The sequence below is a fragment of the Paenibacillus phyllosphaerae genome, from assembly GCF_014192105.1.
Lineage (GTDB): Bacteria > Bacillota > Bacilli > Paenibacillales > Paenibacillaceae > Paenibacillus_Z > Paenibacillus_Z phyllosphaerae.
The window spans coordinates 224422-236603 of the sequence record NZ_JACHXK010000005.1 but is presented as its reverse complement, the minus strand read 5'-3'; the positions used below and the strand labels follow the sequence as shown (position 1 = coordinate 236603).

Genomic DNA, 12182 nt, shown 5'->3' with positions numbered 1-12182 from the left:
GAAGGCAAAGAAGCAGCGGGCAGCTGCTTCTTTTGCGTTGCGGCGGTACGAGCAGTGCCTGCCGCTGTACATTCTCCAAGAAATACGGTAGAATTTCTATACATTAATGAGATACTTACTTTAATTATGTAGGATTGGAGCTGGAAGCATGTCCTATTTGGATCAACCTTTTACCTTGGGCAATATGACGGTGAAGAACCGCATCGTCATGCCGCCGATGTGCCAATACGCGGTGGAAGCGAAGGATGGCATTCCGAACGAGTGGCATTACGTCCATTACCTATCCCGCGCTGTCGGCGGTACCGGGCTTATCATTATCGAGATGACCGATGTCGAGCCGGATGGCCGCATTACCGATTATGACCTGGGCTTGTGGTCGGATGAGCATACCCCTGCTTTTGCCCGCATTATTGAAGGCGTGAAGCAATATGGCGCGAAAGTCGGCATTCAGATCGCCCATGCCGGCCGAAAGGCGGAAGATGCCGAAGTGCCGGTCGGCCCATCGGACATTCGGGTGGATGAGAAGTTCAAGACGCCCCGCCCGCTGACGATCGACGAGATTCAAGCGATGGTCGGCAAGTTCGCGGCGGCTACAAGACGGGCGGTCGCCGCTGGCGTGGATACGATCGAGCTGCATGGGGCGCACGGCTACCTGATTCATCAGTTCCATTCGCCTGCCATCAACAATCGTGACGATATTTACGGCCGTGAGCCATGGCGCTTCGGCGTCGAGGTGATCCGTGCAGTTAAGGCTGAGATGCCTGCTGGCATGCCGCTGATCATCCGCGTCTCGGCCATTGAATATATGGAAGACGGCTACGAACTCGAGCATCTGCTCGGCGTCGTGCAACGTTATAAGGAAGCCGGCGTCGATGCGATCCATGTGAGCAGCGGCGGCGAAGGCCCTGTCGGCAGTAAGCGTAAACCGGGCAATTATCCAGGCTATCAAGTCGGCTTCGCGCGCGAAATTAAGCAAGCAACGGGCTTGCCGGTTATCGCCGTCGGCCACCTGGACGACCCGAAGCTCGCGGAATCCGTCGTCGCTAGCGGTGACGCGGATCTCGTCGCGGTCGGGCGCGCCATGCTGCGCGATCCGTACTGGGCATACAACGCCCTGCGGGCCAACGGCGTAACGCGTAAGGGTATTCTGCCAAAGCCGTATCTGCGCGGGGAGTAATTAGCGAAAGAAATAGCAAATAACGAACAAGTATTTACGAAAAAAAGCCATGGTCGCCGCTGCGATCATGGCTTTTTCGCCCTACAGGCGAGAAAAAAAGCGTGTCCACAAAGTGGACGTCAAGCGGGGAACTGCTCGAATGAAGCACAGCTGCGAACCGCGAAGTAAGCGTGTCCACCGGAGTGGACGTCAAGCGAGAGTCAACACGCAGCCGCATCTAGCCGCACCAAGCGGCAGGTCTCCTCCCCAAGGCATAATAGCCGCGAACGAAGCTCGAAAGGAAGCTTTGTCCCCGTACTCTACTCCATGTTCAACTTAAAGGGACAAAAGCGTGCCAATGCCGAAAGGACACATCGAAGATGGCCGCGTATCGAGCGACGCTAATTCCGGGTGTCCAGAGGGACGGGGCCCTCTGGTTCCCCTCCGATGGAGGGGGAAGGGGGAGGCGACGAAGCAGAAGGGGGAGGCGAATTAAAGAAGGTTTATGTTGGAATAAATGTTTGTGAAAGTAGGGTGCTCGAGGGCCAACCCTCGATATCCTCCTAGGGAGGCCAGGAGGTGCAGCCTCCATCTCCCTTTTGACATCAGCCTCATGCGGGAGCATAATAGACATGGTCTACTTGATATGAATCTATGATGAAGCCCCGAGTGATGAAGGAGGTGCGATCATGTCCTTATCGACGACCAATCGTCTGATAAGCGCACGGCCGTTCATATTTTTTACGATAATTCTGCTCATTAAGAGCTATATCGCCTGGTTCGTGCTATTCGATACCGTGCCGGTGTGGCAGCCGCTTGTGACGGAGATGCCGTTCTTCTGGCTGGCCTTTTGCCTGCTGGAATGGTTCGCTTCCAAGCGTAAGCTAGCCTATTACATTGGGCTGAATCTATTATTCACGAGCATATTCTTCGCCGTTATTATGTATTACAAATATTACGGGGTTATCGTGACCTACCATGCCTTGGAGCAGGTTAATCAGGTGACCGCCGTTAAGGATAGCGTATTTGAACTGCTAGACCCGTACTTCCTGTTTATTTTCACCGATATTATCGTGCTCATGATTCTGCCTTACCGGAGCAAGAACAAGCAGCTATGGAAGATGCTGAGCGCCCGCAAAGTGAATAGAAGCGTCGTGATGGCGCTGTTCGTCGTGTCGTTCGCGATCGTAATGCTGAATGTGTGGCCGAATCGGGCAAGCATGAACGAGATTAAGAAAGCCGAAGAGATGGGAATTCTCAGCTACGAGGCCTATACCATGCTCGATTGGTCGGAGAAGCCGCTCGTCCAGGCGGATCAGATTACGCAAGCAAAGATCAACGAGATGAAAGGCATCACCGAGCCGGTCAAAGCGAAGCTGTTCGGTACGGCTGAAGGCCGCAACGTCATCGTCATTCAGATGGAGGCGTTCCAAAGTTTCCTGATCGGGCTGAAGATCGATGGCCAGGAAGTGACGCCGAATCTGAACAAGCTGGCGAAGGACAACTTCTACTTCCCGCATTTCTTCCAGCAAGTAGGCCAAGGCAACACGTCGGACGCCGAGTTCGTCGTGAACACGTCGTTCTATATTCCGCCGAACGGCGCGGCTACGATGCGGTATGCGGACAAAGTACTGCCGAGCATGCCGAGATTGTTCGAGGCGAACGGATACGAGTCGCTGACGTTCCATACGAATGATGCGTCCTTCTGGAACCGCAAGAATCTGTATGACGCGCTCGGCTTCACGCAATACTATGACAAAAGTTTCTTCGGCGAAGAGGACAAAGTATTCTTCGGCGCCTCCGATGAGGTGCTCTACCGGAAAACGACCGAAGAGCTGAAGAAGAAGCAAGAAGCGGGCATTCCGTTCTATGCCCAGCTCATTACGATGACTTCCCACCATCCGTTCTCGATACCGGAGGAGAAGGATAAAATCAAGCTGCCGGAACGTTTCCAAGACACGTTCGTCGGGGATTACATTCGGGCGCAGAGCTACACGGACTATGCATTGGGCCAGTTCATCGAGGAATTGAAAGCCAGCGGCCTCTGGGAGAACAGCGTGATCGTGCTCTATGGCGACCATCTGGGACTGCCCATCTATTCGCTCGACAGCGACGACGAGCAGCTGATGGCGGAAATTTATGACCGCGAGTACACGTATACGGACATGATTAACATTCCGCTTATTATTGCTTCTCCGGGAATCACGTATCCGTCCCAGCAGCAGCAGATCGGCGGTCAGGGAGATATTATGCCGACGATTATGAACTTGGCTGGCATCTCGCTTCAGGACCATATTCACTTCGGACAGGATCTGCTGAATCAGACGAAGTACAACTTGCTGCCGCAGCGCTATTACTTGCCTTCAGGTTCGTTCGTCAGCGGGCAGACGCTCTACATGCCGGGCACCGCATTCAAAGACGGCGTAGAGTATCCACTGGCCGGCAACGGCAAAAGGGCCGTCGATGAAGTGACGGAGACCGAATACAACAACGCGCTTAATCTGCTCCATTACTCGGATAGCTACGTCAATCAGCTGCCGAACAGAGAATAAACGAAAGCCAACAATCCGGCGAATGCCGATTGTTGGCTTTTTTAGTCCTTAATTTAGAAGGTAAGCGTGTCCACAAAGTGGACGTCAAGCGAGGGTCAGCAGGTAAGCAGCTTCATTCCCGATTGCATCAGGTCACCTCCCCAAGGCATCAACGTAGCGAACGAAGTTCGAACACGGAGCTTTGTCCAAGGAGGACTAAGTGCTAATCAAGCACCTAGTCCTCGGGACAAAAGCGGCTCTCCCCACGAAAGGACAAATCGAAGACGGCCGCGTCTCGTATCTAGCCCATTACGGGCGTCCAGAGGGCAGTTGCCCTCTGGTTCCCCTCCGATGGAGGGGGAAGGGGGAGGTGAACAAAAGGGGTTTAAGGGCGCAGCCCTAAATTTAACAGCGGGTGGAAAGGGCGGCAGCCCTACTCGGTGTCTGTTAAGGCGGGTAGTAAGGGCGGCAGCCCTACTCTCCCTCCTAAGGAGGGCCCGGAGAGGTATAGCCGACTGTTTTTGGGAAATACCAACCGGGTATTAAAAGAAGTACCACTCGAAAGATAATGTGAAAGGAGACTACATAGATGGCACAAGTGAATACGCAAGGCAGGGTACAGGGGAAAGTAGCGTTAATTACCGGAGCGGGCTCGGGGATTGGACGGGCTGCGGCGCTGCGGCTAGCCGCGGAAGGCGCGAAGGTGGCGCTCGTCGACCGGGAAGCGGAACGCGTCGAAGCGGTACGCGCACGAATCGTGAAAGCAGGCGGGGAAGCGCTCGCGCTCGGCGCCGATATTTCGAAGGCAGAGGATATGGAGGCCGCCTTCCGCCAGGTGAGCGACCAGTGGGGCAAGCTCGATATTGTATTCGCCAATGCGGGCATCAATGGGGTGCTGACCCCGATCGAGCTGATGACGCCGGAGGAGTGGAGCACGACGCTCGATATTAACTTGAAGGGAACCTTCCTGACGGTCAAATACGCGATTCCGCAGCTGAAGGAGAACGGCGGCAGCATCATTATTACGAGCTCCATTAACGGCAACCGCGTGTTCTCGAATTTCGGATTCAGCGCCTACAGTACCTCGAAGGCCGGACAAGTCGCGTTCATGAAGATGGCCGCGCTGGAACTGGCGCAGTTCAAAATCCGCGTCAACGCCATCTGCCCAGGCGCGATCTCGACGCAGATCGACCAGAATACGGACCGGACGCCGGAGCTGGAAGAGATTGTGATTCCGGTCGAATTCCCCGAGGGCGATCAGCCGCTCGAAGATGGACCGGGCAAGCCGTCGCAGGTAGCCAATCTGGTGCTGTTCCTGGCCTCGGACGAGTCTAACCATATTACGGGCACGGATATCTACGTCGATGGCGCCGAGTCGCTGCTTCATGGGTAACCGAACAACCTATAAGCATAGCCGCCGCAAAAAAGCAAACAGCCGATCTCTACATGGAGGTCGGCTGTTTGGCTGTGGTGGAGTTCAGCAGGCGATAACGCTGCAGCAGCCTTCTGACGGCATCAAGCTGCAGCGGCTTGGCAAGAAAGTCTGCCATCCCTGCGGCGAGGCAACGCTCGCGGTCTACGGGCAGTACGTTGGCCGTCATCGCGACAACCACGGGCGGCCGACGAGAAGCTGCCGGGGAAGCCAGTACCCGTCTGGTCGCTTCCAGCCCATCCATGACCGGCATACGGATATCCATCAGGATCAGCTCATAGTCGCCGGATTCCGACTTGGCGACGGCCTCGCCGCCATCGGAAGCGACATCGGCCTTAATGCCGAGCTTCTCCAACATACAGATCGTCAGCTTCTGGTTCACTTCATTGTCATCCGCGACGAGTACGCGCGGCAGCCCGTCTGCCTCGTCGTCGATCGTCTCCAGTCCGCAGGACATCTCGCGCCCGCTGTCACCGAAGAGGGAGGCAAAGCTGATATCCGGAATGCGGGACGACATGGCAGAGGCTGATCGATATCGCCCTGGCGACTGACCGGACGGCCGGGAGCTGCGGCCGCGGGGGGAAGCCCCGGAGCCGTCCTCCGAATCTGAACCGTCTTCGGAATGCGCCACATCCTGCGTATCCTTCGTCCCCCCTGGGCTGTCCGCCGTCTCTTCTTCGGCTGAGCCGGCGCGCCATGCCGGTTGATGGAGCCATCTTCTCTGCGCGCCGCTGTACAGCGAGGCAAGTTCGCTTGAACTGTGCTCCTGCTCATCGAGCCATTGAGGCGTACCGGTTGCGTACAAGCTATTGTCCAGCCAAGCCGGATTGTTCCCTGGCTGGACAGTGACGGTAAAGTGGAAGGTGACGCCTTCTTGTTCGTTCGTCTCGACGTGGATCGAGCCGTTCATGAGCTCGACGAGATTTTTGCAGATGGCAAGTCCAAGGCCTGTTCCCCCGTACTTGCGCGTAAGCGAAGTATCCACCTGGGAGAAAGGCTGGAATAACAGCGGCAGCTTCTCTTCCGGAATCCCGACGCCGGTATCGTGGACGGAGAAGCCGACTTTAATGGCCTCCTCGCCTTGCTCTACCAGCTTGGCCTTCACATTAATCGAGCCTTTGGGCGTAAACTTCACCGCGTTGCCGACCAGGTTAATAAGCACCTGGCGAAGCTTGAGCCCATCGCCGACGACGACTTGCGGCAGCTCCGGATCGAGCTCACAGGCGAGCGTAAGGCCCATCTGCTTCGTCTTGGCCGTGAACAGCTCGAACGTCTCGGAGACGATCTGGTCCAACTGGAACGGCATCTCTTCGACCTCGAGCTTGCCGGATTCGATTTTGGCGTAATCGAGAATATCATTGATGACCGACAGCAGCGCGTCGCCGCTCTTATGGATAATCTCGGCATATTCGCGCTGCTCCTCGTCGAGCGGCGTTTCGAGCATAAGTTCCGTCATGCCGAGCACGCCGTTCATCGGGGTGCGAATCTCGTGGCTGACCATGGCGAGAAAGTCGGTCTTGGCGCGGGCGGCGATCTCCGCGGCATCCTTGGCCTGCATCAGATCCTGCTCGAATTGCTTGCGCTCGGTCATATCGACGATCGTGCAGGCATAGATCCGTTCATCGTCCACGTTGGCCAGGCCTAGCTGAATCTCTCCCGGGAACCGGCTTCCGTCCTTGCGCCGCGGCTCCAACTCCACGCGGCTGCCGGCGGGCATCCCTGCGGGACTCCCGGCCTCATCGTTGTTCTTGAAGCTGGTCCCTTCGAAACAAGGGATGAGCAGCGAGATGGGCTGACCGATAACCTCGTGCTCCACATAGCCGAACATCAGCGTAAGCGCAGGATTCACGGCCAGAATGCGGCCTTCCACATCGAAGGTGACCATCGTGTCGCTGCTCGTCTCCTGAACGACGCGCGACAGCGTCTGCGTCTTGTTCAGCTGGTAGGCGGTCCGCATCAATTCGCGGTTCATCCGCTCGAGCTCGCGCGTCTTCTGATGGAGCAGCTCCGTCTGCAGCTGCAGCGTCTTCGTGCCGATGTACATGCGCACGAAGCCTTCAATCTTGGTACGCAGAATTTGCGGAACGAACGGCTTGAGCATATAGTCAATCGCGCCGACTTCATAGCCGGTGAAGAAATGCTCCGATTCCTTGCTGGTCGCAGAGATGAAAATAATCGGCGTCTCGCGCGTTTTCTCCCGCGTCTTAATGAGCCGCGCGGTCTCGAAGCCATCCATCTCGGGCATCTGCACATCGAGCAGAATGACGGCGAACTCGTCGCGGAGCAGGGCGCGAAGTGCTTCCTCGCCGGACAAGCATTTCACCAAATTATAATTCAGATCGCCAAGCACCGCTTCAAGCGTAAGCAGATTATCGGGGTGGTCGTCTACGAGCAAAATATTAATGGGTCCGTCGTATGTCACCATCGCAGTGAACCTTCACCTGCCTTTATCCTATCTCATCTTGCGGTACAGCCTGCTATGGCAATCCAGCTCGTCGTATGCATCGGCATGGCGCGTGAAATTGATCGATTCCTTCGAGCCGAGCACCAGCATGCCGAAGGTGCTGAGACTGTCGTAGAGCAGGCCGTGCACGTGATTTTGCAGCTCTTTATTGAAATAAATCATGACATTGCGGCAGAAAATGACGTTAAACTCGTTGAACGAGCGGTCTGTTACCAAATTATGCTGCGCGAACACGATGTTTTCCTTCAGCTCCGAATGGAACAGGACGGAGTCGTAACGGGCCGTATAGTAGCGGCTGAAGGCATCCTTGCCGCCGGCATCGAGATAGTTGCGCGTGAACGCCTGCATCCGTTCGATCGGGAAGACGCCCTCCTTGGCGATATCGAGTACGCGCTCGTTCATATCGGTCGCGTAGATTCGCGTCTTGTCGTACAGGCCCTCTTCCTTGAGCAGAATGGCCATCGAGTAGACTTCCTCGCCCGTCGAGCAGCCGGCATGCCAGATCCGGATGAACGGATAGGTGCGCAGCAGCGGGACGACATGCATGCGGAAGGCAAGGAACACCTCCGGGTCGCGGAACATCTCCGTCACATGGATCGTCAGATCGGTGAGCAGACGGGTCATCGCCTCGCGGTCATGCAGAATCCGATCGGTCAAGGCGGTTACGGTGTGCAGCCGTTCGGCGTGCACGCGGTGCCAGATGCGCCTGCGGACGGAAGCGAACGCGTAATTACGGAAGTCATAGCCATATAGTTGATACAGGCCTTCGAGCAGGAGCGTAATCTCGATCCGCTCCCGCTCGCTGGCGTCGTTGTTGCTTAGTTCGTTATTTATACAACCACACCCTCATCAATGACAGCAGCTGATCGATGTTGACGGGCTTCGCGATATAATCGGAGGCTCCGGCATCAATGCACTTGTCACGGTCTTCTTTCATGGCTTTCGCGGTGATGGCGATGATCGGCAGTTTCTCATGTGCCGGATTCGCGCGTATGCGCCGCATCGTCTCATACCCGTCCATCTCCGGCATCATCATATCCATCAGGATGAGCTGGGTATCCGGCCGCTGCTCGAGCGCCTCCAACGCTTCGCGTCCATTCTCCGCGAAGGATATATCCATTTTATACCCTTCCAGGGCACTGGATAACGCAAAAACATTACGAATATCGTCATCGACGATCAGAATTTGTTTCCCTTCGAAAATCGCCTCGACGCTGTGCAGCTTGCGCAGCACATTCCGCTTGTCTTCCGGCAGATCGGCGACGACCCGGTGCAGGAACAGCGTCGTCTCATCGAGCAGGCGCTCCGGCGATTTGACGTCCTTGATAATGATCGTCTCGGCGTATTTCTTCAGCTGCAGCTCCTCTTTCTTGTCGAGCTCGCGGCCGGTGTAGATAATGATCGGCAGATCGCGGAGCGACTCATTGCGGCGGATCGCATCGAGCAGGGCGAATCCGGATATATCCGGCAGTCCGAGATCGAGCACCATGCAATCGTAATGCTTGGTAGACAGCTCTTCCAGCGCTTCGCGGCCGGTGGAGACGGCACTGATTATGACATCGTCGTGGCCGATCAGCTCCATAATGCTGGTCCGCTGCGCATAGTCATCCTCGACGACAAGGAGATGTTTCAAGTCGCGTTCCAGGAACGATTCGATCTGCAAGAACAGGTCGTCGAGTTTTTCTTTGGCGGCCGGTTTCTTCAAGTAGGCGATGGCGCCCATCGACAGCCCTTGCTGAATATCATCGTTCACGGAGACGACATGTACGGGAATATGTCTCGTATCCGGGTCATGCTTCAGGTGATGGAGAACGGACCAGCCGTCCATGATCGGCAGCATGATATCGAGCAGGATCGCCGAAGGTCGGAACGTCTTGGCATACGCGACGCCGTGATCGCCTTGCAGCGCGACGATTCCCTTGAAGCCGCGCGAGCGGGCAATATCGAGCAGAACGCGGGCAAAATGCGCATCATCCTCGATGATGAGGACGACGCGGTCCTCCGGCTCGATATTCTCGCGGTCATCCTCCGTGAATTCCGCAAGCGGCCGTTCATCGGCAGCTAAGGTCTCCGCGGCCGGCGCGGCGAGCAGGCTCGCATGCTGAGCGGCAACCGGCGCTTTCGGGGCAGTCGATCTGCCCGGGCCAGGCGTCTGGATTTCGCGCTCGCTCGCGAGCGCGGATTCGGCAACGTGGAACTCTGGCAATAGCAACGTAAATGTGCTGCCCTTGCCTTCGACGCTGGCGAGCCTTACCGCACCGCCCAGCAGGGCGGACATGTCGCGGCTGATCGCAAGTCCGAGACCGGTTCCACCATACACGCGGCTCGTCGTGCCATCGACCTGCTGGAACGCTTCGAAGATAATGTCCTGCTTATCCGGCGCAATGCCGATGCCGGTATCGCGCACGTCGAAGGCGATCATCTGCCCGCTGTCGACGACCCGCGACAGGCCGGTTACCTCGTCGGCCCTTGCCAGACGGACATTCAGACTGACCTGCCCTTGATGCGTGAACTTGAAGGCATTGGAGAGCAAGTTCTTCAGCACCTGTTTGACGCGGTGGCTGTCCGTGTACATTTCTTCAGGGACATCCTTATCGATATGAACTTCGAATTGCAGCCCTTTCTGCTGGCTGATCGCGCTGAAGCTGCGGCGCAGCCCGTGCACCATATCGGCAATCGGGACATGCTCCGTAACGAGATTCATTTTGCCTGCGCCAATCTTAGACAGGTCGAGAATTTCATCGATCAGCTTCAGCAAGTCGCCGCCGGCCGAATGGATGGTCGAGGCGAATTCAATCTGCTTGGAAGTTAAGTTCTTCTCTTTATTATCCATCAGCATTTGCGACAGAATGAGCAAGGAGTTCAGCGGCGTCCGCAGTTCATGCGACATATTGGCCAGGAACTCCGATTTGTATTTGGAAGCGAGGGCCAGCTGCACGGTCTGTTTCTCGAGCGCGGTCTTCGTCTTCTCGATCTGCTCGTTCTTCTGCTCGGTCTGGCGCATCTGAAGTTCGAGCAGATGGGTCTTCTGCAGCAGCTCCTCGTTCGTCTGCTCGAGTTCTTCTTGCTGCGATTGCAGCTGCTCTTCGGATTTCTTGAGCGCGCGTGTCTGTTCTTCCAACCGGTCGTTCGAGCGGCGCAGCTCTTCTTGCTGGCTCATCAATTCTTCGGACTGCACCTGCATCTCTTCGCTGAGCGCTTGCGATTCACGCAGCAGCTCTTCGATCCGGATCCGGCCGAACAGATTGTTCAAGATGGTGCCCAGATTTGCCGCCAGCTCAAGGATGAGCTCCCTCTGGCGCGGCATGTAGCTGTTCAAGGATGCGATCTCGATGACACCTAGCAGCCGATCCTGATAGAGAACGGGGACGAGCAGCAAATGAAGCGGATTCGTCTCGCCGAGACCCGATTTTATTTTGATATGGGATGATGGAAGATCGTCAAGCTCGATCGTCTCCTGCGTAACGGCGCATTGACCGACAAGCCCCTGCCCGAAGGTGAAGGTACGCTCGAACAGATCGTTATCATGCGGAGCATACGCGCCGGATAACTTCAGCCGGTTATCGTCTCCAAGACCTTCCCGAATATAGAGGCCGCCGTAATTCGCGCCGGCCATCGGCACCAGTTTATTGATAAAGGCCGAGCTGAGACGGTCTATGCTTTGCTCGTTCTGCAACAGGGCGGACAGATCGGCGAGATTCGTTTTGACCCAGGCTTCATCCTCGATCTTCTTATTGTAGGCTAGCTCGGCGGACGTCTTCTGATCGAGATTGTCGGCAAGCTCGTTGAATGCTCGGGCTACTGTGCCGAACTCGTCAGTCGTCTCCGTCTTCTTCCGGACATTGCGGTCCAGCGTCCCTTGCGCGAACGATTGGATGAGCATCCCCAGATTGTTCAGGCCGCGGGTAACGCCGACCAGATTCCAATACATGGTGATAATGCCCAGTATGAGACCGGCGATGGAACTAAAGATCAAGACGGTGCGGGCATCGTTGTTGGTCTGCTGCGCTTTGGTCACCGCATCGTCCATTGCTTTGCGGTGATAGGCGGAGAGCGTGTCGATTCCAGAGACTGAACTATCCTGATAGGAGAGTCCCTCCCTCTCGCGAAGGGCGATCGCTTCCTGGCCTTTGCCTTCCGAGATGAGCTGAATCACCTGCTGTTCGTAGGCGAAGAAGAGCTCGACGCTGTTCTCGACTCCGTTCACGAGCACCTGCTCAGTCTCGTTTGCGGCCAGCGACTTCAGCTTCTCGAGCAATTCACGCGACTTCGCGGGCTCTTCCTCGAGCAGCTTCTTGTTCTTGGACAGCGAATCCGTCGTTGGAACGGTCAGCACATTGACGAGTCCCTTGGCGGCGTTGTTGACCGAACCGCGCAGATCATAAGCCAGCATCAGCTTCTGATAGCGGTTTCCATAAACCTCGTCAAGTTTCTCTCCGATCCGGCTGACATTGTTCATGCCGGTGAATGAAATAAAGACAAGGAGCAGAATCATGACAATAAAGCTAATCGATAACCTTGTTTTTGTTCTCACTCGTTAACTCACCTGCGACCCTTCCCTTATAGATTCATTTGGCAGACGGATAAACGTGCGAACAG

Annotated in this window: 5 protein-coding genes and 2 pseudogenes; 3 read left to right on the top strand and 4 right to left on the bottom strand. The window is 56.0% G+C overall.

Annotated elements, in window-relative coordinates; translation table 11 throughout:
- Positions 1 to 148 precede the first annotated feature (148 nt).
- The 3 genes from FHS18_RS13535 to FHS18_RS13525 all read left to right on the top strand — a co-directional run bounded on the left by FHS18_RS13535 (position 149) and on the right by FHS18_RS13525 (position 5080).
- Positions 149 to 1177 carry an NADH:flavin oxidoreductase/NADH oxidase gene (locus tag FHS18_RS13535; RefSeq protein WP_183600598.1) on the top strand — a complete coding sequence of 343 codons (1029 nt, stop codon included), beginning with the start codon at positions 149 to 151 and terminating at the stop codon, positions 1175 to 1177.
- Between the two features lie 668 nt (positions 1178 to 1845).
- Positions 1846 to 3708, top strand: a complete 1863-nt coding sequence (locus FHS18_RS13530) for an LTA synthase family protein (protein ID WP_183600597.1) — start codon at positions 1846 to 1848, stop codon at positions 3706 to 3708.
- A gap of 568 nt (positions 3709 to 4276) precedes the next feature.
- A complete protein-coding gene (locus tag FHS18_RS13525) occupies positions 4277 to 5080 on the top strand; it encodes an SDR family oxidoreductase (RefSeq protein ID WP_183600596.1) in 804 nt (267 codons plus the stop codon).
- A 49-nt stretch (positions 5081 to 5129) separates the two neighbouring features.
- Here FHS18_RS13525 and FHS18_RS34350 read toward each other — a convergent pair.
- From FHS18_RS34350 to FHS18_RS13510, 4 genes and pseudogenes are all read right to left on the bottom strand, one after another.
- Positions 5130 to 5513 (bottom strand): annotated as a pseudogene (locus FHS18_RS34350) (response regulator); the annotation flags it as partial.
- A 438-nt stretch (positions 5514 to 5951) separates the two neighbouring features.
- Positions 5952 to 7544: pseudogene (locus FHS18_RS34345) on the bottom strand (ATP-binding protein); the annotation flags it as partial.
- 27 nt (positions 7545 to 7571) lie between these two features.
- Positions 7572 to 8417, bottom strand: a complete 846-nt coding sequence (locus tag FHS18_RS13515; protein ID WP_183600815.1) for a CheR family methyltransferase — start codon at positions 8415 to 8417, stop codon at positions 7572 to 7574.
- Complete coding sequence (locus FHS18_RS13510) at positions 8410 to 12117, bottom strand: response regulator (protein WP_183600594.1); 3708 nt, start codon at positions 12115 to 12117, stop codon at positions 8410 to 8412. Before FHS18_RS13510 ends, FHS18_RS13515 begins: the two co-directional genes overlap by 8 nt.
- Positions 12118 to 12182 lie beyond the last annotated feature (65 nt).